The following is a 25,126-nucleotide window of genomic DNA, read 5'->3' on the forward strand; positions in this document are numbered from 1 at the left end:
CTACCCGCGCGGCAGCACGCGCCGGATGACAGTCTTGTCGGCGGCTGGTTTCGACGCCCCGATCGTATAGGCCGAAAGCACGGCGGCTGCGGCCGCTTCGGCCTCCACTTGCGTGCGGGCGTGGACCAGCGCCAGCGGCTCGCCGGCCCGCACCTCGGCGCCGAGCGGCAGCAGCCTGGTGATGCCGACCGCATGGTCGATCCTGTCGTCCGGCCGCGTGCGCCCGCCACCGAGCCCGACCACGGCAAGGCCGATATCGCGGGTGGCAATAGCGGTGGCAAAACCGTTGCCTGTCGCCTTGACCGCAAACTCCACCGCCGCTTTCGGCAGGTATTTTTCCGGCTTCTCGACGAAATCGGCGGGACCGCCAAGGGCTGCGACCATACGCGCGAAGGCGGCTGCCGCGCGGCCGCCGGCCAGCGTCTCGGCCGCGCGCCTGAGACCGTCCTGATTGGACGACGCCAGCCCTGCCGATTGCAGCATCTCGGCGGCCAGCGCCAGCGTCACATCCTCCAGTCGCTTGTCGCGGAACCTTCCGGTGAGGAAATCGACGGCGTTGCGCACCTCGACCGCGTTGCCGGCCGCCGACGCCAGCGGCTCGTTCATACCGGTGACCAGCGCCGAGGCCTCCAGGCCGGCGCCGTTGGCGATCTCGACCAGGCTGTTGGCCAGTGCTGTCGCGTCGCGCGACTTCTCCATGAAGGCGCCATTGCCGACCTTGACGTCGAGCACCAGCGACCGCAGGCCGGCCGCGAGTTTCTTCGACAGGATAGAGGCAGTGATCAGCGGCACCGATTCCACCGTTCCGGTCACATCGCGGATCGCATAGAGGCGACGGTCGGCGGGCGCGAGATCGGCGGTCTGTCCGATGATGGCACAGCCGGTCTCGAGCACCGTCTTGCGGAAGCGCGCGATATCCGGCTGGCTGATATAGCCCGGGATGGCGTCCATCTTGTCCAGCGTGCCGCCGGTATGCCCAAGGCCCCTGCCGGAGATCATCGGCACATAGGCGCCGCAAGCGGCGACGATCGGCGCCAGCATCAGCGAGACATTGTCGCCGACGCCGCCGGTCGAATGTTTGTCGGTGACCGGACCCGGCAGGTCCGACCAGTCGAGCACATCGCCGGAATCGCGCATGGCGAGCGTCAGCGCCACCGCCTCGTCGCGGTTCATGCCGTTGAAGAACACCGCCATGGCAAAGGCGCCGACCTGGCCGTCCGAGACGCTGCCCGAAGTGACGCCGGCGACAAAGGCCGAAATCTCCTGCGCGGACAGTTTCTGGCCGTCGCGCTTGCGGCGGATGATTTCCTGCGGAAGCATCAGGTGCCCTTTGGCTCCGGCAACCCATCCTGGAACACATGCGCAAGGATCGTCGCCAGCCGTGCGCCGCCGATCGGCGCCATGTCCTTGGTCTCCTGGTGCGACAGTTCCGCCCCGGTCATCCCGGCGGCGAGATTGGTGATCACCGAACAGGCGGCTACGCGAAGCCCAAAGAAGCGGGCGAGAATGACCTCCGGTACGGTCGACATCCCTACCGCTTTGGCGCCCATGACGCGGGCCATGCGGATTTCAGCAGGGGTTTCGAAACACGGACCGGAAAACCACATATAGACGCCCTTGTGCAGCGCCGTCCCTGTCGCCTTCGCCGCCCGTTCGATCGCCGCGCGCAGGCCGGCATCATAGGCTTCGGTCAGGCCGACGAAGCGGCGGTCGCTAGGCTCGCCGATCAGCGGGTTGGAGCCGGAGAAATTGATGTGGTCGGTGATCAGCATCACCGATCCAGGCAGCATGTCGGGATCGACCGAGCCGGCGGCATTGGTAAGGATCAGCTTGGTGATGCCGATGCCGGCAAGCACCTCCAGCGCCGGCCGCATCGCCGCAGCAACGCCGTGCTCGTAATAATGGGCGCGGCCGGACAGCATCAGCACCGGCGTGCCGGCGAAAAGCCCCGCGACCACCTCGCCGGCATGGCCAGTCACCCCGCTGCGGGGGAAACCCGGCAGGTCGGCATAAGAGATGCGCACGGCATTTTCGACCTGGTCGACAAGCCCGCCAAGGCCCGACCCCAGCACCATCGCCGTTGTCGGCGCCAACCCGTCCAGCCTTTCAACGAGGTGGTCCAGAGCTTCCTTCATATCAGCCAACTCTCACTTCAAAATGTCGCCACGAAACCCGTAGGGCAGCATGTCGCCCATGGTCACGGTCTCGACCACGCCGGTGTTGTCGCAAAGATAGAGCTTTGTGTCCGGCCGGCAGAATTCCGCCAGCCTTTGCCGGCAGCCGCCACAGGGCGAGCATTTGGCCATGCGCGAGGCAATGACGGCGATTTCCACAATCTTGCCGCCGCCGCCCATGATGTAATGGCCGAGCGCCGTGGTCTCGGCGCACCAGCCTTCCGGATAGGACGCGACCTCGATGTTGGCGCCGGTGAAGACACGGCCGTCTTCGGTGCGCAACGCCGCACCCACCGGAAACTTCGAATAGGGCGCGTAGGCCTTGGCCATGGCCTCCTGCGCGGCTTCGAACAGATCATGCGACATCTAGACGTTCTCTCCGACGATCGTGGTCAAAACCCGGCCATTTGCGTTTTCCTGGCGCCTTTCGAGCACCAGCCGCATGTTCGACACAGTGCTCCTGGGCGCCCGGATCAACGTTCCTTGACATAAGGCACGCCGCCGGCGCGCGGCGGGATCGCCTTGCCGATGAAGCCGGCAAGCAGGATCACGGTCAGCACATAGGGCAGCGCCTGCATGAACTGCACCGGCACCTTGCCGATCAACGGCAGCGGCGAACCCTGTAGGCGGATCGCCGCCGCGTCGAGGAAGCCGAACAGAAGACAGGCGAACATGGCGTTCACCGGTCGCCATTTGGCAAAGATCAGCGCCGCCAGTGCGATGTAGCCCTTGCCCGCGGTCATGTCCTTCACGAAGCCGCCATTCTGCACCATCGAGAGGTAGGCGCCGGCAATGCCGGTCAGCACACCGGTGCAGATCAGCGCCCGGTAGCGCAGCCAAGCGACCGAGATGCCGGCGGTGTCGACGGCGGCCGGGTTCTCGCCGACGGCGCGTAGGCGCAGGCCGAAGCGGGTGCGAAACAACACCCACCAGGTGAACGGCACCATGGCGAAAGCGAGATAGACCAGGATCGAATGGCCAGAGAGCAGCTCGGAATAGATCGGCCCTATGATCGGCACGTCGTGGATCGCGGCAGCACCAGGCAGAGTGATGGCCTCGAAACGCTCGCCCGGCTGCAGCGCCGGCGTGCGCCCGCCCTGCTGGAACCAGGCTTGGCCCAGAATGATGGTCGAGCCGGCGGCGACGAAGTTGATGGCCACACCGGAGACGATCTGGTTGCCGCGATGGGTGATCGAGGCGAAGCCGTGCACCAGGGCAAAGGCGACCGACATCACGATCGCCATGCCGAGACCGAGGAAGGCCGAATGGAAGACCGAAGCGGCGGCCGCACCTGCAAAGGCGCCGACCAGCATCTTGCCTTCCAGCCCGATGTCGAAAACGCCGGCGCGTTCCGAATAGAGGCCGGCGAGGCAAGCGAGTAGCAGCGGCACCGACAGGCGTATGGTCGAGTCCAGGATCTGCACGATGGCGATGAAGACGTCCATCTCAGGCGCCCTTCCCTTTGACCGCTTCGATGCCGACCGACCTTGGACTGAACGAGGCGAACAGCGCCTGGACGTAGGGCCGGAACATGTGCTCCAGCGCACCGGCAAACAGGATGACCAAACCCTGGATGATGACGATCATGTCGCGGGAAATCGCCGGCATTTCGAAGGCAAGTTCGGCGCCGCCCTGGTAGAGCATGCCAAACAGGATCGCCGCCAGCACGATGCCGACCGGATGCAGACGGCCCATCAGCGCCACGGCAATGCCGACGAAGCCGGCGCCGGAGACGAAATCGATTGCCACATTGTGCTGGTCGCCCATCACCGGGTTCAGCGTCATCATGCCGGCCAGCGCGCCCGAAATCATCATCGCGATAATGATGATGCGGGTCTCCGAAATGCCGGCATAGCGCGCCGCTTTCGGGCTGTGGCCATAGGTGCGCATCTCGTAGCCGAGCTTGGTGCGCCAGATCAGCAGCCAGACCAGGAATGCCATGAGCAGCGCCAGCAGGAAGCAGATGTTGAACGGCGCCGAGCGGATCTTGGCGCCGAACAGTTCGATGATCCAGTTGAGTTTGGGCAGTTCGGCGCCAGCGAGGAAGTTGCGCGTCTGCGGCGCCTGCGACGCCGCCGGCTTCAACGGCCCAACCAGGAGGTAGACCATGATCGAGGCCGCGATGAAGTTGAACATGATGGTGGTGATGACGATGTGCGACCCGCGCTTGGCCTGCAGATAGGCCGGGATCAGCGCCCACAGCGCACCGACGGCGGCTCCGGCGACGATCGCCAGCGGAAAGGTCAGCCACCACGGCAGCACAGTGTCGAAGGCGAGGCAGACCACGCCCACGCCAAGGCCGGCAATATAGGCCTGGCCCTCGGTCCCGATGTTGAACAGGCCGCAATGCGCGGCCACCGCCACCGACAGGCCGGTGAAGATGAAGGTGGTGGCATAGAACAGCGTGAAGGCAATGCCGGTTCCCTTGCCGAAAGCGCCCTCGACCAGGATGACGGCGGCACGAAACGGGTTTTCGCCGACCAGCATGACGACGAAACCGGCAACGATGAAGGCCACGGACAGATTGATCAGCGGGATCAGCCCATAATCGGCCCAGGCCGGCAGTTTGGCGTAAGGCGTGCTCACTCTGCCGCCTCTTGGCGATCGATGCCTGCCATCAGCAGGCCAAGCTCGCCCTCGGTCGCCTCGGGGCCACGTTCGCCGACGATGCGACCGGCAAACATCACCAGGATGCGGTCGGACAGCGAACGGATCTCGTCGAGCTCGACCGACACCACCAGCACCGCCTTGCCCTGGTCGCGCATGGCAATCAGCCGCTTGTGGATGAATTCTATGGCGCCGACATCGACGCCGCGCGTCGGCTGGCCGACGATCAGAACACCGGGGTCCTGCTCCATTTCCCGCGCCAGCACGATCTTCTGCTGGTTGCCGCCGGAGAAATTCGCCGTCTTCAGACGCGGATTGCCGGGCCGGATGTCATATTTCTCGATCTTGTCCTTGGCATCAGCCATGATGGCGTCGATGTTGAGGAACGGGCCTTTCAGGTAGCGCGGGTCGTCATGGTAGCCGAGGATCGAATTCTCGTTCTCCTCGAAGGCCAGCACCAGGCCGACATGATGGCGGTCCTCCGGCACATGGGCGAGCCCACGGTCGCGCAACTCGCCGGGATCGGCGGCCCCGGTCAGGTCGATCGGCTTGCCATCGAGCATCACCGAGCCGGAAACCGCGCGCCTGATGCCGGAAATCGCCTCGAGCAGTTCGGACTGGCCGTTGCCGGCGACACCGGCAATGCCGACGATCTCGCCGGCGCGGATATCGAAGGAGATGTCGTCGACCATGGTGACGCCGCGCTGGTCTTTCACCGTCAGGTTCTTGACTGCGAGCTTGACCGCGCCGGCCTCCGTCTCGCCCTTTTCGACCCGCAGCAGCACGCGCCGCCCGACCATCAGTTCGGCCAGTTCGCCGACTGTCGTCTTGCTGGTCTCGCGCGTCGCCACCATCGTGCCCTGGCGCATGACCGAGACATTGTCGGTGATGGCCATGATCTCGCGCAGCTTGTGGGTGATCAGCACCACCGTTTTGCCCTGGTCCTTCAATTGCCTGAGGATGCGAAACAGATGGTCGGCCTCGGCCGGCGTCAACACGCCCGTCGGCTCGTCGAGAATCAGGATCTCGGCGCCGCGATAAAGCGCCTTCAGGATTTCGACACGCTGCTGCAGGCCGACCGGCAATTCCTCGATGATGGCGTCGGGATCGACTTCCAGTCCGTATTCGCGCTCGAGCCGCTCCAGTTCGGAGCGCGCCTTGGCGATGCTCTTTTTCAACAGCGCATCGCTTTCGGCGCCGAGGATGATGTTTTCCAGCACGGTGAAATTGTCGACCAGCATGAAGTGCTGGTGCACCATGCCGATGCCGAGCGCGATGGCGTCGTTGGAGGTCTTGATCGACGCCGCCTTGCCGCCGACACGGATCTCGCCGCTGTCGGCCTGGTAGAAGCCGTAGAGGATCGACATCAGCGTCGACTTGCCGGCGCCGTTCTCGCCGACGATGCCGTGGATGGTGCCGCGTGCGATCTCCAGATTGATGTCGCGATTGGCGCGAACGGCGCCAAAACTCTTGTTGATGCCGATCAGTTCGATTGCGGCTTGCGCCATGCAGCCTGTCCCACTCTTATTTTTTTATCGCTTGGTCAAAACGCCTAGCATGATGCCCCACCCGTGCCAATTGGCGGCGCAGTGGCCACTCTCGACAAATCCCGGTGCGCTTGTCAATTTCGAACGTGGCCGCAGACCTTCACATTCACTAATATGCAAGGCTCGACAGTCGCATCATGCTGCACTGCGTGCACCAGGACCTGGGGAGTTTCGAATGATCATGCCTGTCGACCGGCTGACGACGCTGGAAATCCGCGCCGCCGAGCAGGAAAAGACGATCGAGGAACTGTCGGGCCAGATCGCCGAACAGTGGACGGTCATCGAGCGCATGCAGCGCAAGCTGGATGCGCTGACCGGGCGCTTCATGGCGCTGGAGGAACAATCGGCACCCGACGTGCCGATAACCAAACCGCCGCACTGGTAGCAAGGAGAAGCCGATGGCCGGTGAAAGCGATCGCGTTACGCGGGCGGGCGACTATGTGCTTGGCCTGATGAACGATCGCGACCGCGAGCGTGCCGAGCGAGACCTGGCGATCGATCCCGCCTTCCGCGACACGGTGATGCGGCTGGCCGAGCGCATGCATGTCTTCGACGGCACGGGGCGGCCCTCGGGCGACGACGATCGCTGGCGGCTGATCTCGCAACGCATCGCCGAACTGCCGCAGATGCGTGTGGTCGGCCAGGACGAAGCGACGCCGGCGCTCGGCAGACTGGAGCGGAAGCCCTATGGCGTCGGCGTGCATTCGCTCGGTGCCCGACGCGGCGCCGTCATCGCCATCGCGCTGATCGTGGTGTTTGCGCTGGGTTATCTCTTGGGCTTGTTGTCGACCGGCGGTGCGCTTCTGCCCTGACGTCCAAGGCAATCGCATATGGACTTGCGAAGAAGGACCCGCAACGCCGAAACTGCCGATCTCCCCCCTTGCGGGGGAGATGGCCGGCAGGCCAGAGGGGGTGTGAAGGATCGCCAACCTGATTGGCCGTTAGGCCGAGGGACAGCCCCCCCTCTGCCTTGCCAGGCATCTCCCCCGCAAGGGGGGAGATCGGACGTCGCCGAGACCTCCGCCAATCCTCAACGTCCTTTAAAGCCCTCAAACAAAACCGCCGGGCTTTTACCCGGCGGTTCGTAAGCGAATTCTTATCAATCAATACGGGCAGGCGTTGTCGGCGGTATAGTCGTGCACCTGGATCGTGCCGGCGATGATGTCGGCCTTGGCCTTTTCGACGGCAGCCTTCATCTCGTCGGTGACCAGCGCCTTGTTGTTGTCGTCCATGGCGTAGTCGACGCCGCCTTCCTTGAGGCCGAGATTTTGCAGGCCGCCCTTGAAGGTGCCGTTCTTGCCGTCCATGAAGGCGGTGTAGACCGCGACGTCGACGCGCTTCAGCATCGAGGTCAGCACCTTGCCGGGCTGCAGGCCGTTCTGGTTGGAATCGACGCCGATGCCGAGCTTGCCGGCATCCGCCGCCGCCTGCAGCACGCCGACGCCGGTGCCACCGGCCGCGGCATAGACGACGTCGGAGCCCTGGTCGATCTGCGTCTTGGCGATCTCGCCGCCCTTGGCCGGATCGTTCCACGCCGCGGGCGTGTCACCGGTCATGTTCTGGATGACATCGGTCGCACCGGCCGCCTTGGCGCCGCCGACATAGCCGCATTCGAACTTGCGGATCAGCGGAATGTCCATGCCGCCGATGAAGGACACCTTCTTGGACTTCGAGGCCATCGCCGCCAGGATGCCGACGAGATAGGAGCCTTCGTTTTCCTTGAAGACCAGCGAGCGGACATTGGGCATATCGACGGCATCGTCGATGATGGCGAAGTTGAGATCGGGATATTCCTTCGCGACCACCTTCAGCGCATCCTCCCAGGCAAAGCCGGCCATGACGATCGGGTTGCGGCCGTCCTCGGCGAAGCGGCGCAGCGCCTGCTCGCGTTGCGAGGCGTTCGACACTTCGAACTCGACATAGGCGGTGCCCGTCTCGGTCTTGAACTTTTCGGCGCCGTGATAGGCAGCCTCGTTGAAGGATTTGTCGAACTTGCCGCCGAGATCGTAGAGGATGGCCGGCTGGACATCCGCGGCGAAAGCCGGAAGAACCATTGCGGTTGCGGCCAGGAGGCCGAGAACGATACGTTTCATGTGATCCACACCCTGTCGGTTATTTTTTTCCGTTACGCGCCGTCCGCCTGCCCGGTTCTCCGGCAGGCATGCGGCATCAGCCAGGAGTGTACTCCCCTCCCGCTCAAGGCAATCTGGCACGGCCCGAAACAAAATTCACGCGGAATTTTGACCTTTTGGAAAAGCATGCCCCCCGTTGGAAAAACATGCCCAAGACGGTGACAGCTGTGGGCGATTGCCACATTGTCGTCTCAAGTCCGCTGGGACAACCCATCAGCCCGGCGCGAATTCTCCGCCGCGCCGCCGGCGCCGGTAGCCGATCGCATAGAGGATGAAGGCAAGCACCGCGAACACGGCAAACCCGGGCTGGGCAAGCACCCAGGCGATGCCGCCATCCCATATCATCGGATTGACCTTGGCGCGCACGAAGGTCTCGAAGGCCGCGCGGGTGTCGGGCGAAACCGCCAGCCAGCTCGAATTCAGCGGCGTCATGACCAATGCGGAAGCCGCCACCGAGCGCGTCGCGTCGAGCACGGCCATGATGACGGCGACCGAGAGTGCGACCATGGCCGCGAGGCGAAACAAAAAACGCAGCATCGAAATCTTCCCCGGTCCTCAAGTTCCTCCCGAGGACCTTCCGGTCAAAGGCGAGGAATAGAATGCGCACGCCCGGCGTGCAATCGCCATACGCGAATTTGAAGCCTATCGCCCGCCTATGGCCACTTTTCGGCTCCGCCGATGGACGAGCCAGACGCCGAGGACGCCGCCGCCAATGGCCCCGACCACCAGCCCGGCAAGGCCGATGAACACCGCGAAGTAGCCGCAGCCGCCTTCGAAACAGCTGATGTCGGTGGCTTCGGCGATCCCCGCGCCGAGCGCGAAGCCGGCGACAGTGCCGACGACGGCGCCGAGGATGATGCCGGCCAGGGCGGCGACGATCGAACTAAAGGCTGACGGTGCCTGCGCTTCCGGCCTTGCATAAAAGGCCTTGGCCTCGTCGCGGCGGCGCAGCAAGTAAATGCAAAAAAGGCCGATGACGATTTCGGTGGCGGCGATCGCAAGCTCCCTGGCGGAGACGGTGAAATCGGGCACGGTCAGCGCATAGACCTGCTCGGCCAGCCGCCAGGCGATGGTGGTGATCTGCCAGATGGTGAAATGACGCGGAAAGCGCGCGGAACGGCTGAAGGCGAGACCGAGCAGATAAAGCCCCCACACGATGGTGACGATGTCGAAGGCCAGTCCGCCAAGCACGAAATAGAAGACCCTGTCCGGCACGCCGGAACTCTCGAACAGCCACCGCGCCGAGACCAGCCAGTAGACCGACCATGCCATGACGAAGAGGAGCCAGACCACGGGCACGAAGGACAGCCCGCTGTCCGGACGCCCTGCGGGCGTCAGCCCGCCTGGCATGCCTCCGGCCGGCGTTCCGCTGGCCGGCTGTTCATTGCTCGATGTCATGTCGGACGATGCCCCCCGCAAAGCCTCCGCCGCACTCGACAGGTGGCGAGGGGCGAAGTCAAGCGCGGCCGGCCCTGCCGCCTTGCCCGTGGAACACCATTCAGAACCGAAGCGCCTTAGAAGCGGAGCCGATCAACGCCCCGCGAAACGATGCATGGCCGGCAAAGCGAATAGACTGCCGTTATGGCTTGGCATTCGGCGCCGGATCGACTAGATGAGCCCCGCGCCTGTTTGATTGACGGGCGCCGGGAAGGGCATCCGCTGGTTGGCGGTGTCCATCAAGCGGGTCTTCCCGCAAATCCCAAAGGGATGCATCTCCCCAACCCGCGTGGCAAAACCGGCCGGCGCGAATGCAAGGACGGAGAGGTGGCCGAGTGGTTGAAGGCGCACGCCTGGAAAGTGTGTTTACGGGAGACCGTAACGCGGGTTCGAATCCCGCTCTCTCCGCCACTATCAAGCCCTTGAAACCGCCTGCGATTTCCCACCCCAGCGGGTGCGGCTGACTTTGCTTCACATGCTCGCCCTGGGTTCATGGCGGATTGCCGGCTTGCTCGCCAAGCCAGGCTCAGAAATGCCGCAGAGCGATCCGGCGGTCGCCGTCACCTGTTCAACCGCCAGAGTTTCAAAGCCGGACCTCTGTCTTCACTCTTCGTGCCCCATCTGTCACCGTCGCAACCAACGCGTTAGTGCCGCCTGGTGCGGTCTCAGGTCGCAGATGAGGTAATTCCGTGAATTATAACGATATCGACCTCAATCTATTGCGGGTCTTTGACGTGATGATGCGGGAAAGGAGCGTGACGCGGGCGGCTACCGAATTGGGCAGAACACAATCAGCTGTAAGCCACTCCCTGTCGAAGCTTCGGTATCTATTGCAGGATGAATTGTTCACCAGAGATGGCGGCGAGATGCGGCCAACTCCCCGGGCAGTTGAGCTGCTGTCGAATATTTCCGCCGCACTCGCAACGATCCGCGCATCGATCGACCGGCATCAGATCTTCAATCCAGCAACGACGCGGCGCAACTTTCGCGTTGGACTTACAGATTATCATGCCATGGTTTTCATCCCGGGCCTCATTCGAGAATTTTCCAGGCAAGCTCCTGGCGCGACGCTGAACGTCATTCCCGCAAACGGACCCGAAATCGGTTCATCGGTCTATCTGAGACAAGTTGACTGCGCGCTGACGGGAGCAGCGATACGCGACGACCCAGGTCTCTTGAAGGTGGAGCTTGGCCAGGACCGATTGTTTTGCGCAGTGTGGAGCGGAAGCAAGATCGCCAGAAGCGCAATGACGCTGGAAACCTATCTGGCCAGTTCCCACCTCCAGATTTCCGCAGATGGCCTGGCGGAAGGCCTCGCGGATGCCGCCCTCAAACAGATGGGTCTTCGCCGCAATGTCGTTGCGACCATCTCGAACTATCCGGTGCTGCCCTGGGCGCTTCGCGGCACTGAACTGATTACCCATTGCGGTGATGCCATCCTGCAAATGCTGGATGAGAGGAGTGAGGTGACGTTGGTCCCGCCACCCCTTCCGATAGCGAATGTGAATGCCTGGCTTATTGTTCACCGCCAGATGGCGAATGACCCGGGAACCAGGTGGCTCCGGGAAATCATCGTGGGAATCTACAACGAATCGCGGAGCAAGAGACACCAAGGCACCGTCGGAGCACCGGGGTCGGCCGTAAAATAGGTCGCGCGCGCTGCTTCACCACTCAACCGCTTTTCAGCTGGAGTGCTTCGCAACTATGAGCAGCGCTCATTTTCACCATGAGAACAATCGATTTGACGAATACTTGGGCTGGAGAGCACATTCCCTTCAACAATAACAGGGGAATGCCGAAATGAGATCAACGTTCAAGGGCCTACTTGCCCTCGCCATCGCGTGCACCGCCTCCTCGGCGTGGTCCGCAACCCTCGATAATGTCAAGAAAAATGGCGTGCTGACCTGTGGCACGAATTCGGCCACGGCTGGCTTCAGCCTTCCCGACAATGAAGGCAAATGGACCGGATTTGTCGTCGATTATTGTCGCGCCGTGGCCGCTGCCGTGCTCGGGGACGCGCAAAAGGTCAAGTTCATCCCATTGACGCCAAAGGATCGCTTCACCGCCTTGCAGTCGGGAGAGATCGACATTCTCGCCCACAACGCAACCTGGACATCGTCCCGCGATACGTCGCTAGGCATACTGTTTGCCGGCACGTATTTCTATGACGGCCAGGGGTTCATGGTGCGCAAGGCGGACAGTATCACGTCAGCCAAGGGACTTGACGGCGCATCGATATGCGTCACCCAGGGCACCACGACCGAGTTGAACCTTGCCGACTATTTTCGCTCGCAGTCGATCAAGTACACGACGGTTGGTTTCGCGGACGAGGAAGCTGTAGTGAAGGCTTATGAGGAGGGACGTTGCGACGTCTTGTCCGCAGACACCTCCACCTTGAACGCGTCGCGGCTTCGCATGGCCAAGCCGGACGACAGCATTGTTCTTCCCAAGCTGATCTCCAAGGAGCCGCTTGGCCCGGCCGTGCGGCAGGGTGACGACCAGTGGCTCAATGTGGCGAAGTGGACGCTCTACGTCATGGTGGCCGCGGAGGAATACGGGGTCACCTCCAAGAACGTCGATGCCATGAAATCGTCGGACAACCCCAGCATCCGCCGCTTGCTTGGCGTGGACGGCAGCATAGGCAAGGACATCGGGCTCGGCGATAACTGGCCGGTCGAGGTGATCAAGCAGGTCGGCAATTACGGCGAAGTGTTTGATCGCAATGTCGGCAAGGATTCGCCGCTGAAAATGGAGCGCGGCATGAACGCGCTCTGGAACCAAGGCGGCGTTCAATACGCTCCGCCGATCCGCTAACGCATGTCGCTCAAAAATGGCCCCGGTTTTGAGACACGACATGCATAACGAAGACCCTAAAGCGCGTCGCCTGAGTCCGTTCAATGGCGACGCGCTTTAGGCAAAGGCATGGTTGCAAGGCGCTGGCGTGTTACCGTCAGCGCCTTGCACGGACCAGATAGGAACAGCCCATGTCCCATTTGTCGCTTCCCGCGCCGTCGCGCAGGAGGTTGTCGCTGCACGATACGAAGGTGCGGGGCATCTTCTACCAGCTCTTGCTCGCCGGCTGCCTGCTGGCCTTGGCCCTGGGCATCGGCATGCAGACTGCATCGAATATGCGGGTCCGGGGGATTCCGCTCTCATTCGACTTTTGGAATGAGTCTGCCGGCTTCGACATCAATCAAACCCTGATACCGTACGATGCATTGTCCAGCTACGGTCAGGCGTTCTGGGTGGGAGTGGTCAACACCCTCTACGTCAGTGTCCTCGCAATCCTGTTTGCGACCTTGCTTGGCTTCGTCATCGGCGTTGCCCGCCTGTCGCCGAACTGGATCGTTTCGAAGGTGGCGACCGCCTATGTCGAGCTTGTGCGCAATGTTCCGTTATTGCTGCAGCTGCTGTTCTGGTACAACGCCGTCCTCAAGCCGTTGCCCTCGCCGAAGGCGTCCATCGCCATTCCCGGCGGCATCTACCTCAACAATCGCGGCCTCATCGTTCCGGAGATTCATTTGCATCCGGGAGCGGGGCTGGTGGGCCTGGCATTCGTTGCGGCCATTTCCTGCTGCGTTGCATTCTGGTTTCGCGCCAGGAGCGTCCAGAGACGGACGGGCAGGCAGCTGCCGGTGCTTCTGGTCAGTCTGGCGACCTTGATAGGATTTCCGTTGGTCCTTTTCCTGGCGGCTGGCGAGCCGGTCTCGTTCGTCGCCCCGCAGCTACGGGGTTTCAATTTTCAAGGCGGGCATCAGCTCTATCCGGAGTTTGCCGCTCTCCTGATCGGTCTGTCGGTCTACACCGGTTCATACATCGCCGAGATCGTGCGAGGTGGAATCCAGGCAGTGCCAAAGGGCCAGACCGAGGCTGCGCATGCGCTGGGGCTGGCGCCGGGCAAGACGCTTCGTCTGGTCGTCGTTCCCCAGGCGCTGCGCATCATCATTCCCCCTTTGACAAGCCAGTATCTCAATCTCATCAAGAACTCGTCGCTTGCCGTGTTCATCGGCTATCCCGACCTCGTTCAGATCTTTGCAGGCACGGTGCTCAACCAGACCGGAGCCGCCGTCCAGGTCATGGCGATTACCCTGTCGGTCTATCTCGTTATCTCCCTTGCCACGTCATTGGCCATGAACGCGTGCAACCAACATTTTGCAATCGTTGAGAGGTGACGGGTGAGCGATCAGTCCATGCGTTCGCCAATTGTGATCAGCGCGCTCATACCAGCCATGGCGCCTCCCGCGGACGTTCGACCGGGTCCAGTGAGCTGGATGAAAAAGAACCTGTTTTCGACGCCGTCTTCAGGCGCGCTGACAATATGCTTTGTCCTCCTCGCCGCGTGGCTGCTGCATCACTTCCTGAGCTTTGCGATCTTCAACGCGGTCTGGAGCGGCGGCCATGAAGCTTGCCGTGCGAACAGCCAGGGGGCTTGCTGGCCTTTCATCGCCGAGAAGTTCGACTACCTGCGATACGGCGCGTATCCGGTTTCCGAGCGGTGGCGCGTGGACCTTGCGCAGGCGATCGGCGCCATCCTCATCGTTTGGCTCCTGTGGACGAAGGCTCCGCGGCGCAAAGTGGCGGCGTTGCTGTTCTTCCTCGTCTACCCCGTGGCCGCGTTCGTTCTCGTGCGCGGCGTTGCCTTTCTTCATTTGCCTGTCATCGATACGACGCTCTGGGGCGGTCTCTTGATCACGTTGCTGATGTCGATCGTGGGCATCGTCTTCTCGCTTCCGATCGGGGTTATCCTGGCGCTTGGACGCAGGTCGGAACTCCCTTTCGTCAAGACGGTTTGCGTCACGTTCATCGAAGTCGTCCGCGGCGTGCCGTTTATCACAGTGTTGTTCATGGCGAACTTTATGATGCCGCTCTTCGTCCCGGATTATCTGACGCCTGATCGACTGTTGCGCCCGCTCATCGCGATAGCGTTGTTCTCGTCCGCCTATATGGCCGAGGTCGTGAGAGCCGGCCTTCAGGCGATCCCGAAGGGCCAGTACGAAGCGGCCAAGGCGCTCGGGATCGGCTACTTCGACATGATGCGCCTGATCGTCCTCCCTCAGGCGTTGACGATCGTCATACCGAGCATCGTCTCGACCTTCATCGGTCTGTTCAAAGACACGACTCTGGTCGCCATCGTCGGCATCGCGGATTTCCTGAAGGCCGTCGAAACAGCGCGCGTCGATCCGAACTGGGCAGGCCCGACGATCTCATCAACCGGCTACCTCTTTGCGGGGCTGGTCTACTGGAGCTTTTGCTTCGGCATGTCGCGTTACTCGCAATCTGTGGAGCGCCAATTGGCGCGTGGCCACAAATCCTAGGAGGCGATGATGATGCCACAAGCAATGCCCGCGGCAAGGTGACTATCAAATGGCTTGTGCAGACACGCCCGCATCGGCGCATGGGCAGCGACATATCGCGGGAATAGATTTCGACCAGATCCACGACCGTCAGCAGTTCGGATCCGTCAAATGGGCCAACCAGTGGGACGAGTTCTCTCCCCAGGTCGAGGGCCAGGACCTGCTGTCGCTGTGGACGGCGGATATGGACTTCCGCGCTCCGGAAACCGTCATCGCGCGACTGCGCGAGGCCGCGGAGCATGGCATTTACGGCTACACACGCCGCGATCCGCGCCACTATGAGATCGTGCAATCGTGGTTCGCGCACCGGCACAACTGGTCGCCGAAACTGGAGACCTTGCTTCCCGCGCCGGCGATCATGCCGTCCGTGGCTGCGATACTGCGAACCTTCACCAAGCCCGGTGACTGCGTCATTGTGCAGTCGCCCGTGTACTCGCCCTATTTCGAAGTGGTTCAGGGAAACGGCCGCGTTCTCCTTACGAACCGGCTGAGGCTGCAGAACAACAGATATGAGCTCGATCTCGAGGATTTCGAGAAACTGGCGGCCGGCGGCGCCAAGGCATTCCTGCTGTGCAATCCTCACAACCCTGCCGGAATGGCCTGGACACGCGAAGAATTGGCGGCGCTCAACGACATCTGCGAGCGTCATGGGATCCTGGTGATATCCGACGACATTCACTGCGACATAAGGTTGTCGGATCGCCCCCACATCGTCTTCTCCTCCATCTCGGAAGATGCTGCCGAGAAATCGTTCATCTGCACCGCTCCAACGAAGACTTTCAATCTTGCCGGGGTTCCTTCGGCAACCATTTCGGTAGCCAGCAAAAAGCGCCGCGAGGCGCTTCTTGCCGCAATGCAGGCGTCATTCATGGTGAATGCGAACTTTTTCGGCCGCCTGGCTTTGGAGGTTGCTTACAGCAGCGGCGCGCCGTGGCTCGACCAACTCACGCACTACATCGCCGGCAACATCGATCTGGTTTGCGAGTTCGCCGGTGAACACCTTCCAGGCATCACGCCCATGCGGCCCGACGCATCGTTTCTGGTGTGGTTGGATGCGTGCGCGCTCGATCGCCGAGTGGGTGGAATTCAGAAATTCTTTGTCGATCGGGCCGGGGTTAATCTCTATGACGGCCGCGTCTATGGGCCTGGCGGCGAAGGCTTCATTCGCCTGAATGTCGGCTGCCCGCGTCCCCTGTTGCGCCAAGGGCTGGAGCGCATGTCCAGCGCGCTGGCATCCCTGTGATCGAGCGCCAGGGTGCTTCGGATTCGAGCCTGGTACTTGATGCCGGCAGCCGGTAAGGAAACGTCCGAGGGCGACGAGCCGGGTGGCCCGCAAGTCCGGATTCCATAGCCGTGCCGGACACGACCCTCAAGCCAAAGTCGACATGTCCAGCTTGATCGCCGCTACCATTTCACAGCGAACCCGAGCTTGGCGCCCAGGGCGTGGCTATCGCCAAAATCCTTGAGGCTTGTCCGCGCTGTCCCTTCTCCGAAGACGGCGTAGCGACCGTCCGCCCAGCTCAGCGAGCCACCAAGGCCGACACCGCCCCACAGCGCCTGATTTTCGCTGACCAGTTTCGTGCCAGACACATCGACATCATTTCCGTCGAGGAAGTCGTAGTAAAGGTTGCCGAGCCCGTAAATGTGCGAGCGGCTGACTTGCCCCGCATCGTCCACCCACTGGTCTTCATAGTCCGCGGAGAGGCCGAGCCGGCCGACGAGGCTGTTGCTGCTGCCGGGCGACACGACGGCGCCAAACGGGTCGGTGAACGCGTCGAAGTCGACCGACGAATAGGCAAGCTGGGCCTGCGGCGTCAGCGACCAGTTGCCGTTGAGGGCGATCTTCTGTCCGGTCTCGATGCTCAGCCCGTAGCCGAAACCGTTGTTGCCGTCCGCAAGCGTGGTGCCCAGCGTGGCCGACCGGATGTCACTGTCATACCATGTCGCCTCAGCCTGCGCGTCGACGTAAAAGCCACCGCTGGCGAACCAGGTGAGCGTGCTGCCGACGCCGTAGCCGGTGGCAGCGATCGACCCTGCCCCGAAGATCGAGGAGACGTCCGACGACGCGGTTCCGTAGTGGGCCGTAATCCCTCCGATCAGGGTACCGGCGTCGCTTTCGTGCAGCAGGCCATCGACGCCGGCCTGCAGCTTCCAGGTGGTCACGTCATAGTTCGTGCCGGAGGTCGACGTCTCCGGCTTGATCTCGGCATGGGCAGCTTCGATGCGCGCCCATATCGCCTTGCCGTCGACCGAGCCCTGGCTTGGCAGGTCCGCACCTTGCGGCGTAGCACCCTCGCCCCACGACCGATTGCCAATGCGTTGCTGCATGGTGCCCAGTTCATTGAAGGCCTGCAGCACCCCTTCATAGGCCTCGTAGAGAGGCACGCCGGGCGAATAGAGCGGCTGCGGATCGGGATCGCCGTTGACCAGGGCCGAGCGCAGATACCAATCGCCATCGGCCGGTGTGCTGACGCCGCCTTGGTAAAGCCTGTAGGCATAGGCGCCCGCGACGACCGCTGCATCGCCTTCGAAGGTATAATTGCCGTCGAGCGAGAAGCTGCCGTTCGAGACGCCGCCGACGTCGACGATCTTGACGCCTCCGACCGTTTGGGCGCCCGACCCGCCGAAATTGACGACCTGAAGGGTACCCGTCCCTGACGTGTTGCCGGCGATCACCAGCATGTCTGTCGGCGAACCGTCACCACCGAGCGCAGCGTTGAGAACGACGGCGCCGCTATTGCCGACATAGTCGCCGCTTACGGTAAGTGTGTCGCCTGGGACGCCACCCGCGATGCGCACCGTTCCGGCGTTGCTCAGCCCCGCAATCGTCTGGGACGTGCCGGCAAGATCGAGCGTGGCGCCCGAGGCGACGGAAAACTGCGAGGAGGAACTGAACGCGTTCGCAGCGCCCGCGGCAAGCGTGCCGCCGCTGACCGTAGTGGCGCCGATAAAGCCTGAGTTGTCCAACGCAAGCAGCAGCGTGCCTTGGCCGTCCTTGATGAACGTACCGGCGCCCGAGAGCACGCCGGCATAGCTGGCGGAGGCGACTTGGTCGAATGTGAAGGAGGCGCCGGCGCCGATCGCGACATCGCCACCGAAGCGCTCGGCTGCCGAGACGAGGCCGCCTTGATTGACGGTCCAGTCCAGCAGCGACGTGCCTGACAGCGTCAGCACGCCGGAGCCATCCTTCATCATTGCGCCGGTGCCGGAGATATCGCCGGCGAAGCTGGCGTCCGCCGCCTGGTCGAACACGACAGTGCCGGAATTGCCGATGTCGCCACGAATCGAGGTTGCATCGCCGACCAGCGTGCCAGCGCTGACCAACGTGTTGCCGCCATAGCTGTTCGTTCCCGTAAGCGTCAGCGTGCCGGCGCCGGTCTTGGCAAGGCTGCCAGCGCCAGAGATCGCACCGGACAAGGTCAGGTCGGCCACAGTGTCGAAGGTGCCGCCGGCCGACGAAAGCGTGACGTCGCGCGCCGAGCTGAACGCCGCTGTGTTGCGCAGCGTCCCGCCGGAGAGCGTCAGGCCGCCAGCGGCAACGCCGAGATTGTTGTCGGCTGAAACAGATAGCACGCCGCCCAGGACGGTGGTGCCGCCCGTGTAGGTGTTGGCGCCGGACAGCACCAGCGTGCCCGCATCGGTCTTGGTCAGGCTGCTGGTCCCGGTTAGCACGGAGGCGATGGTGGCGGTGTAACCTGCTCCGGCCACCGTGCCGTCGCCGACCCGAATGATGCTCTCGCCGCCAGCGCCATCAAGCGTGATGGCGTCGCCTTCGATGCGGTAGCCATCGGCGGCGAATTGCATGCCCGTAATCGCAAGCGCGCCGGCGCTGCCGTCGGCGATGACGGTGCCGCCGAGCGTCTGGAAGATGGCGAAGCCGGGCTGCGGCTTCATCGCGCCAGTTACCAGGCCGGTGCTCGTCGTCCAGTTCAGGCTTGTCGCCGTCCACGTGCCGTTGCCGCCGTCGACCAGATCATTGTTGGCATTGCCGGCCGCGTCACCATCCCAGAAGAGCAAGTCGGTGCCGACGCTGCTGACGAGATTGACCTGGTTGGCGACGGAGGTCTGCACCGTCAGGTCGGCGGCCGTGACACCGGCCGGCAGATTGCCGAGCTCGAGACCATTGTCGGTGAGTGCGCCGCCATAATTGATTAGCCGGTAGACGCCAGGCCCGAAGCCGCCGACATCGGTGATGTTGAGGCTGCCGTCCAGCGTCAGCGCGCCGGTCACCTCGATCAGGTCGTTGACACCGCCGCCGACAATGCCCGCCTGGCCGAGCTCGTAGTCGAGCATAGAACCGGAGCTCAGGCTGAGCGATCCGACCGTAAGCGTGCCAGGGCTGGACCCCGGCGCCAGCACACCGCCATCGGCGACGATCACCGCGCCGCCGATCGAGCCGGAGCCGCCCAGCGTGCCGCCGCTGTTGACCGTCGTTTCGGTGCTGCCGAGCGAGCCCTCGACGATAAGCTTGCCGCTGTCGACGGTGGTGCGGCCGGAATAGGTACTGTCGCCCTTGAGCACCAGGGTGCCGGCGCCCTCCTTGTAGACGCCGCCCACGCCGCTCAGCTCGCCATTGGCGGTCAGCGTCGTACCCGCCGCCGCGCGGAAGTAGCCATAGGCGGAAGTGAGCTTGACATCGCGGCTCATGGCGAAGCTTGCTGTCGTGCCGAGTTCGCCGCCGTCGAGTGTCAGCAGGCCCGTTGCGGCACCCAGATTCTGGTCCGACGCGACCGAGATGCTTTTGCCGGTCCCGACCTTCGTGCCGCCGCTGTGGGTGTTGGCACCGGTCAGCGTCAGCGTGCCGAAGCCTTCGATGTCGACGCTGCCCGAGCCGGAGATATTTCCGCCGAAGGTGTGGGGGCCGAGGTCGAGAAACGAGACAGCGCCGTTGTCCAGGATGTCGCCACGGATCGCCACGGTGTTGCCGGCAAGCGTTCCTGCATTGACGATGTTGCCACCCGTATAGCTGTTGGACAAATTGGTGACGTTGAGGGTGCCGGCGCCGCTCTTGACCAGTGTGCCGGTGCCGGTCACCTGGCCTGACACGTCCAACTGCGTGCCTGCCACCGTGTCGAACCCGCCGGTCGAATTGATCAGGACATTGCGATTGGTGGCGAAGCTGGTGGTCGTGCGCAACGTGCCGCCGTCGAAGGTCAAGCCGCCCGAGAGGGCGCCCAGATTGTCATTGTTCGAAATTTGCAGGGTCCCGCCGGACAAGGTCCAAGGCGTGACGGCAGTTGTCGTCCCCGTTAGGGTCCAGGTGCTGTTTCCGGTTTTCTCGTAGAACCCAAACCCGTCATATTTGGCGCCAGCGCCGATCTGCGACACACCGAAACTGGCGCTGATATCGCCACCCAGCTTGAATGTATCCGCGGCGCTGAAAGCGACCACATTGCCTATGATGGTGGAGCCGGCCTGAATCTCCAGCGAATTGACGCCGCCGGTGAACTGGATGGCTTTGCCGGCTGCCGGCGTTCCGCCACCGGTGCCGACGGCACCGCCGCTGATCGTACCCGCATTGATGACCGCGATGTTGGCGCCCTTGATCCCTGCGGCGCCATCGCCGCCTGCCAAGGAGCCCTGACCGCCACTGCCGCCAACGATCGTCGCACCTAGCTTGTTGATGACGGTTCCACCTGAAAGCAGCAGAACAGCGGCGCCACCGTCCCCACCGCCGCCGAGAACTGTTCTTCCACCGGCACCCCCGAGCAGATTCCCGCTGTTCTGGATTGTCCCGCCGCCCATCAGGACGATGGCAGCTGCGCCGCCGCCACCACCTGCTTGGACCCCAATTGTGGAAAGACTCGTGCCGCCGGTAACGCTGCCGCCCGCCTCTACAAACACGTTTGCGGACGAGAATATGCCGACGCCGCCACCACCGCTGCCGCTGTTGCCATTGGTCCCACCTCGGCCGCCAGTGCCACCACTCACCGATCCTGTGCCAGTGACTGTAACGTCGGCCGTGGCACTGACGCCCACACCGCCACCGCCACCGCCGCCGCTCCTGACGACGCCATTCGTGCCAGGGGAGCCCAAAGCGCCGGCCCCGCCGCTGATGCTGGTTGCAATGGTCCCGTCTGTCGAGATGACCAGACCCGTAGCACCAGTGGCACCGGCAACGCCATTTGGGTTGTTGGCTGTCCCACTTACCGCTCCCGATCCTCCTGGCGCCCCGTCACCCGTCGTGAGGTCAATGCCGCCACCACCGCCACCAGCGGTCGCGCCATTGGCGGCATTCTGACCCGTGGCACTCGCGAGCGCGCCGTCAACGCCACCTTGTCCAGCGCCTGCGCTGCTACCATTGCCGCCATCGGCCCGAGCCGGCGCGGCGCTCAGCGCAAGGGCAACAGTTAGGATCGTCAAGGCGGAAGTGCCGGAGCGAAGCGACACGACTTGCGGCAAGCGCGCGAGATGCAAAACCCAAAACCCATCACGCGCAATCCGCTCCGCCATGCCTAAGCTCCCTGATTCCTGAGTGCGCGAAGGCAGCATGAAAGCTATTCGCCCGCAAGAAGTTTATAGTCGTGAGAGCTACCAAGAAGCTAACGGTGATCAGTAAAATGAAGTCTGCGACTTTTGAGCGACAGAAAATAGTCAATATTAGATATAGCTTATTAAACAGAGACCTTACGGAATCGCGAGAACAATCTCGCTGCATGAATTTATGCGGAAACGTTCGGACCTCATGGGCCCAGCCGATCCCATCGGGCGGAGGTGAGTTTCGCCTCTACGGGGGCGATGAGGCGCTAGGCTGCCCCTTGGGCGACCCTCACTATCCTGCAAGAAGTGATTCTGTAATCGACTCCCACTCTGCGTCTAGCTTGCCAGTTGCCACAGGCTGCCCGGCGCGGCGGTACCAGTAGGCTGCATTAGAAAGGTCGCCTTCTTTGCGGTGCAGATAGGCATGAACCCATACAGAGGCCGGATCAGATTCGTTGGCCTGCACACACTCATGCGCCCGCTCCCAATCGCCCTGTCTATCCCACCATAGAGCGTGGAGCGCCATCCCAAGATTCGCCGGGGGCTCTACACCCTGAAGGGTCGCACGGAACTCGTCGATGTCCATAGTTACCTCGCCTCTGGCTACGCCGGTCCTGTCCCGTTCCGTGCAACGAAATGCGCCCTCTGCCGGTGATTTGCTCTGCCGACTTTAGCAATGGCTCTGGCGATCTTTAGCGGAAACGGGGTTTTCGCTCGGCAAAGGCCGCATCAAGGGCTTCCAATTGACGAATGCTCGTTGCAGGGCTGCTTCCTGCTTCTAAGCTTCATGGTCGGCAGAAGCTGCCACGGAAACCAAAGGCGCTTCCAGGCTCCATGTTATGCCATGCGGACCGTGTTCGAGAATTCCCTGCCCACTGACCGCTGCGGGCGCAACCCGCTTCAGCACAACGGTTCCAAAGCCACCTTGTCCGACAGTCTGGACCTGCGGACCATCGGATTCGGCCCAGGTGAGGTGAAAGAGCCTCGAAGCACCGGAACCGGTGATGCCCCATGTGACCGAAATCCGGCCCTTGTCCCCTGAGAGCACGCCGTATTTGGCCGAGTTGGTCGCCAGTTCGTGGAAGGCAATCCCGAGATACTGAACTGCGTTGGGACTGAGCACCAATGATGGGCCCGACATTTCGATCACATCCCCCCGCGGGAAAGGCTCGACCTGGGCCGCCAAGAGGTCGCTGATCGTGGCACCCTTCCAATCCGCCGAAACAAGCAGGTCGTGAGATCGCGACAACGCCATGATGCGCTCGCGCACCTGGGTTTCAAAGTGTTTTGGCGTCTCCGATCGCTTGTTGGTCTCCCGGATCATCGACAGGATGACCGAATACTGGTTTTTCACCCGGTGGTTGACCTCGCGCATCAGCATGCGGATGCGGTATTCATTCTCCTTCGCCGACGTGATGTCTCGCGCTATCTTCGATGCGCCGGTGATCTGCCCGGTTGCGTTACGCACGGGCGATATCGTCAGCGAAACCGGAACCAGGCTGCCATCCTTGCGCAGGCGGGTCGTTTCGAATGGTTCGACGCGCTCGCCGCGGCGAATGCGTTGGAGGATGCGGGGTTCCTCGTCCTGATGGTCTTCGGGGATCAGCATGGTCACCGACCGGCCAATCGCTTCGTCGGCGGTATAGCCGAAAAGCCGTTCGGCGCCGTGGTTCCAGCTTTTTATGATGGTGTTGAGATCCTTGCTGACGATAGCGTCAAATGAGGATTCCACGATCGCTGACAGGTGCTGCCTGGTTTCTTCGGCACGCTGGCGGTCCGTCAGGTCCAGCAGCATGTTGACGGCGCCAATCAGAGCGCCGTGCTCGTCCCGCAGCGGTGTCGGGTAGGGCAGGAACGGAAAAAACGATCCATCGGGACGCTGCGCAACAGCTTGCTGATTGCGGACCGGCCTGTTCTCCTTGAGCGCGATGGCCATCGGGCATTCATCGTGCGGCAATTCCTTGCCGTCGGCACTGAACAGCTTGAACGTCACACACCATTTATCCTTGCCGACCTCAGGCTCCCTGCCTGCCAGATCGGCCGCGGCGCGGTTGTAGTAGGTGATCGTCCCATCCTGATCGGTCGTGTAGATGGCGACGGGTAGGCCGTCGAGTATCTGGTGATAGGTACTGTCATGCTGCCTGAGCTCCGAGCGGGTGTGCACCAAGTCGGTTACATCGACCGTGAAGCACCGGGTGTTGATCAGCTTGCCGTCCCGGAAATGTCCGCTTGAGGTGACTTCGACGTGCTTGATCGATCCATCGCTGGCCCTCAATCGCGCCGGATATCTTACGATCTTCTCGCCATTGGCAAGGCGACCCAAAATGTCCTCTATGACGTCCCGGTCGGGATAGAACTCGGCGATGTGGCAACCGAGGTAGTCCTCTGCGGGATAGCCGAGAAGGTCGAGCTCAGCCTGGTTGGCATGCACGATTACGCCGTCTGCGTTCACCAGATGGAGGGCAACGGCGCCGTTTTCGAAGAAATCCTTGTAATCGAAATCCAGACCGTCATTGCTGGACACCCCCGGGTTTTCGAAGGCGACAACATTCGCCTGTGTTGCTTCATGCATCCCAAACACCTTGTCCAGTCCAACCAAATATAATGCGGCTTGGATCAGTTGGTTCCCATTGCTCGCGGTCTCGACCCGCTGCGTACGGGAACCGGACCCTAAAAGGGTCGTAGCCTCGACTCGTCTTCCATCTACAAACGTGCGATCATCCGCGCATGGGCAAACCCTTGGTCCTTGTCGTCGACGACGAAGCCTTGATAGCACTGGATATGGAGTCCACTCTTTCGGAGGCGGGCTTTGCCGTGGCATTGGCGGCGACATGTTCCCAGGCGAAACGTTTTCTTGCGGACCATACCCCCGCCGCAGCGATCCTGGACGTAAGGCTGTCGGACGGCGAGGCTGTTGACGCGGCAAAAACCTTGGCAGGGCGGGCGGTTCCTTTCATCGTCTATTCCGGCCTGGGGCTCGAGGAAACCCCCGAAGCGTTCACGTCCGGCGTAAGAGTGATGAAACCCGCCGGACCTGCAGAGGTGGTCCGGGCTCTCAAAGCGATGACCGCCGGGCAGCAGAAGGCGACGGGATAGCCGTGCTCTGAGCACCTTCGGTCTAAACTAGCCAGGCGCTGCCGGAGCAGCTGCCGTGCCTCACGGAGCAGCGAATTGCGGCCGGTGCCGATCAGGCGAACAAGGTCGCGCGCTTGATCCTCGGTGATGCCGGTCTCTTTGGCAGTTGACAGCACCAGTGCTTCATTCCCTTCCACTTTCTTAGGGTTGTGCTCGTCCTTGCCCGTGCTGATCATGCCTTCTCCATCGGCTCAACGCCAGGATCTGAGACTCATTCTTCGACGCACGGTCAACCTCGCTGTGCCGCGTTTGAGCGACAG

Annotated in this window: 20 protein-coding genes and 1 tRNA gene; 9 read left to right on the top strand and 12 right to left on the bottom strand. The window is 62.5% G+C overall.

The genetic code is table 11. The features are described 5' to 3' along the window. The 6 genes from deoA to AC3EMP_RS30900 all read right to left on the bottom strand — a co-directional run bounded on the left by deoA (position 1) and on the right by AC3EMP_RS30900 (position 6,289). Positions 1-1,320, bottom strand: coding sequence for a thymidine phosphorylase (deoA, locus tag AC3EMP_RS30875; protein WP_023831747.1), 1,320 nt, complete (start codon positions 1,318-1,320; stop codon positions 1-3). Beyond that, positions 1,320-2,135 (bottom strand): purine-nucleoside phosphorylase, encoded by an 816-nt coding sequence (locus tag AC3EMP_RS30880; protein WP_023735052.1) that lies wholly within the window; start codon positions 2,133-2,135, stop codon positions 1,320-1,322. Before AC3EMP_RS30880 ends, deoA begins: the two co-directional genes overlap by 1 nt. 12 nt (positions 2,136-2,147) lie before the next feature. Continuing rightward, positions 2,148-2,540 carry a cytidine deaminase gene (cdd, locus tag AC3EMP_RS30885; protein ID WP_023683183.1) on the bottom strand — a complete coding sequence of 131 codons (393 nt, stop codon included), beginning with the start codon at positions 2,538-2,540 and terminating at the stop codon, positions 2,148-2,150. A gap of 107 nt (positions 2,541-2,647) precedes the next feature. Continuing rightward, positions 2,648-3,619, bottom strand: coding sequence for an ABC transporter permease (locus AC3EMP_RS30890; RefSeq protein ID WP_023683182.1), 972 nt, complete (start codon positions 3,617-3,619; stop codon positions 2,648-2,650). 1 nt (position 3,620) lies between these two features. Further along, positions 3,621-4,760, bottom strand: a complete 1,140-nt coding sequence (locus AC3EMP_RS30895) for an ABC transporter permease (protein WP_023686470.1) — start codon at positions 4,758-4,760, stop codon at positions 3,621-3,623. Next, positions 4,757-6,289 (bottom strand): ABC transporter ATP-binding protein, encoded by a 1,533-nt coding sequence (locus AC3EMP_RS30900; protein WP_352711596.1) that lies wholly within the window; start codon positions 6,287-6,289, stop codon positions 4,757-4,759. Before AC3EMP_RS30900 ends, AC3EMP_RS30895 begins: the two co-directional genes overlap by 4 nt. Before the next feature lie 217 nt (positions 6,290-6,506). On the opposite strand from AC3EMP_RS30900, the gene AC3EMP_RS30905 reads away from it, so the two are divergent. Further along, the gene (locus AC3EMP_RS30905; protein WP_196813704.1) at positions 6,507-6,713 is read left to right on the top strand and encodes a SlyX family protein; all 207 of its coding nucleotides are present in this window, start codon (positions 6,507-6,509) and stop codon (positions 6,711-6,713) included. Positions 6,714-6,726: 13 nt separating this feature from the next. Further along, on the top strand, positions 6,727-7,140 hold the full coding sequence (locus AC3EMP_RS30910; protein WP_023755057.1) for a hypothetical protein: 414 nt from the start codon (positions 6,727-6,729) through the stop codon (positions 7,138-7,140). Positions 7,141-7,431: 291 nt separating this feature from the next. Here the strand turns inward: AC3EMP_RS30910 and AC3EMP_RS30915 are convergent, their stop codons facing one another. From AC3EMP_RS30915 to AC3EMP_RS30925, 3 genes are all read right to left on the bottom strand, one after another. Beyond that, on the bottom strand, positions 7,432-8,421 hold the full coding sequence (locus tag AC3EMP_RS30915) for a BMP family lipoprotein (protein ID WP_023683177.1): 990 nt from the start codon (positions 8,419-8,421) through the stop codon (positions 7,432-7,434). Positions 8,422-8,673: 252 nt separating this feature from the next. Then, positions 8,674-8,997, bottom strand: a complete 324-nt coding sequence (locus AC3EMP_RS30920) for a hypothetical protein (RefSeq protein WP_023691865.1) — start codon at positions 8,995-8,997, stop codon at positions 8,674-8,676. Positions 8,998-9,102: 105 nt separating this feature from the next. Beyond that, positions 9,103-9,858: a DUF2569 family protein gene (locus tag AC3EMP_RS30925; RefSeq protein ID WP_352711599.1), complete on the bottom strand. Its 756-nt coding sequence runs from the start codon at positions 9,856-9,858 to the stop codon at positions 9,103-9,105. A gap of 360 nt (positions 9,859-10,218) precedes the next feature. On the opposite strand from AC3EMP_RS30925, the gene AC3EMP_RS30930 reads away from it, so the two are divergent. The 6 genes from AC3EMP_RS30930 (at position 10,219) to AC3EMP_RS30955 (ending at position 16,494) form a co-directional block, all read left to right on the top strand. Beyond that, a tRNA-Ser gene (locus AC3EMP_RS30930) sits at positions 10,219-10,308 on the top strand. Between the two features lie 278 nt (positions 10,309-10,586). Beyond that, positions 10,587-11,546, top strand: coding sequence for a LysR family transcriptional regulator (locus AC3EMP_RS30935; protein ID WP_023686474.1), 960 nt, complete (start codon positions 10,587-10,589; stop codon positions 11,544-11,546). Between the two features lie 151 nt (positions 11,547-11,697). Beyond that, entirely contained in the window at positions 11,698-12,711 is a 1,014-nt protein-coding gene (locus AC3EMP_RS30940) for an amino acid ABC transporter substrate-binding protein (protein WP_352711602.1), read from the top strand. Between the two features lie 170 nt (positions 12,712-12,881). Further along, positions 12,882-14,069, top strand: a complete 1,188-nt coding sequence (locus AC3EMP_RS30945; RefSeq protein ID WP_352711605.1) for an amino acid ABC transporter permease — start codon at positions 12,882-12,884, stop codon at positions 14,067-14,069. Positions 14,070-14,087: 18 nt separating this feature from the next. Beyond that, positions 14,088-15,212, top strand: a complete 1,125-nt coding sequence (locus AC3EMP_RS30950) for an amino acid ABC transporter permease (protein ID WP_488494744.1) — start codon at positions 14,088-14,090, stop codon at positions 15,210-15,212. 49 nt (positions 15,213-15,261) lie between these two features. Continuing rightward, complete coding sequence (locus AC3EMP_RS30955) at positions 15,262-16,494, top strand: MalY/PatB family protein (RefSeq protein ID WP_352711608.1); 1,233 nt, start codon at positions 15,262-15,264, stop codon at positions 16,492-16,494. 161 nt (positions 16,495-16,655) lie between these two features. Here AC3EMP_RS30955 and AC3EMP_RS30960 read toward each other — a convergent pair whose 3' ends face one another. The 3 genes from AC3EMP_RS30960 to AC3EMP_RS30970 form a co-directional block, all read right to left on the bottom strand. Continuing rightward, a complete protein-coding gene (locus AC3EMP_RS30960) occupies positions 16,656-21,704 on the bottom strand; it encodes an autotransporter outer membrane beta-barrel domain-containing protein (RefSeq protein WP_352842739.1) in 5,049 nt (1,682 codons plus the stop codon). Between the two features lie 319 nt (positions 21,705-22,023). Next, on the bottom strand, positions 22,024-22,317 hold the full coding sequence (locus AC3EMP_RS30965; protein WP_023704064.1) for a hypothetical protein: 294 nt from the start codon (positions 22,315-22,317) through the stop codon (positions 22,024-22,026). A gap of 192 nt (positions 22,318-22,509) precedes the next feature. Further along, positions 22,510-24,303 carry a PAS domain S-box protein gene (locus AC3EMP_RS30970; RefSeq protein ID WP_023683170.1) on the bottom strand — a complete coding sequence of 598 codons (1,794 nt, stop codon included), beginning with the start codon at positions 24,301-24,303 and terminating at the stop codon, positions 22,510-22,512. 155 nt (positions 24,304-24,458) lie between these two features. On the opposite strand from AC3EMP_RS30970, the gene AC3EMP_RS30975 reads away from it, so the two are divergent. Continuing rightward, positions 24,459-24,827: a response regulator gene (locus tag AC3EMP_RS30975; protein WP_352711613.1), complete on the top strand. Its 369-nt coding sequence runs from the start codon at positions 24,459-24,461 to the stop codon at positions 24,825-24,827. Positions 24,828-25,126 lie beyond the last annotated feature (299 nt).

It is taken from the genome of Mesorhizobium sp. P160219 (assembly GCF_057786095.1).

Excerpts from the sequence above, each read along its gene's own strand:
- AC3EMP_RS30945 (WP_352711605.1), top strand. The coding sequence starts at position 12,882 with ATGTCCCATTTGTCGCTTCCCGCGCCGTCGCGCAGGAGGTTGTCGCTG.
- cdd (WP_023683183.1), bottom strand. The coding sequence starts at position 2,540 with ATGTCGCATGATCTGTTCGAAGCCGCGCAGGAGGCCATGGCCAAGGCC.
- AC3EMP_RS30960 (WP_352842739.1), bottom strand. The coding sequence starts at position 21,704 with ATGGCGGAGCGGATTGCGCGTGATGGGTTTTGGGTTTTGCATCTCGCG.
- AC3EMP_RS30940 (WP_352711602.1), top strand. The coding sequence starts at position 11,698 with ATGAGATCAACGTTCAAGGGCCTACTTGCCCTCGCCATCGCGTGCACC.
- AC3EMP_RS30975 (WP_352711613.1), top strand. The coding sequence starts at position 24,459 with ATGGGCAAACCCTTGGTCCTTGTCGTCGACGACGAAGCCTTGATAGCA.
- AC3EMP_RS30880 (WP_023735052.1), bottom strand. The coding sequence starts at position 2,135 with ATGAAGGAAGCTCTGGACCACCTCGTTGAAAGGCTGGACGGGTTGGCG.
- AC3EMP_RS30950 (WP_488494744.1), top strand. The coding sequence starts at position 14,088 with ATGCGTTCGCCAATTGTGATCAGCGCGCTCATACCAGCCATGGCGCCT.
- AC3EMP_RS30970 (WP_023683170.1), bottom strand. The coding sequence starts at position 24,303 with ATGCATGAAGCAACACAGGCGAATGTTGTCGCCTTCGAAAACCCGGGG.
- AC3EMP_RS30925 (WP_352711599.1), bottom strand. The coding sequence starts at position 9,858 with ATGACATCGAGCAATGAACAGCCGGCCAGCGGAACGCCGGCCGGAGGC.
- AC3EMP_RS30920 (WP_023691865.1), bottom strand. The coding sequence starts at position 8,997 with ATGCTGCGTTTTTTGTTTCGCCTCGCGGCCATGGTCGCACTCTCGGTC.
- AC3EMP_RS30955 (WP_352711608.1), top strand. The coding sequence starts at position 15,262 with ATGGCTTGTGCAGACACGCCCGCATCGGCGCATGGGCAGCGACATATC.
- AC3EMP_RS30890 (WP_023683182.1), bottom strand. The coding sequence starts at position 3,619 with ATGGACGTCTTCATCGCCATCGTGCAGATCCTGGACTCGACCATACGC.
- AC3EMP_RS30900 (WP_352711596.1), bottom strand. The coding sequence starts at position 6,289 with ATGGCGCAAGCCGCAATCGAACTGATCGGCATCAACAAGAGTTTTGGC.
- AC3EMP_RS30915 (WP_023683177.1), bottom strand. The coding sequence starts at position 8,421 with ATGAAACGTATCGTTCTCGGCCTCCTGGCCGCAACCGCAATGGTTCTT.
- AC3EMP_RS30910 (WP_023755057.1), top strand. The coding sequence starts at position 6,727 with ATGGCCGGTGAAAGCGATCGCGTTACGCGGGCGGGCGACTATGTGCTT.
- AC3EMP_RS30965 (WP_023704064.1), bottom strand. The coding sequence starts at position 22,317 with ATGGACATCGACGAGTTCCGTGCGACCCTTCAGGGTGTAGAGCCCCCG.
- deoA (WP_023831747.1), bottom strand. The coding sequence starts at position 1,320 with ATGCTTCCGCAGGAAATCATCCGCCGCAAGCGCGACGGCCAGAAACTG.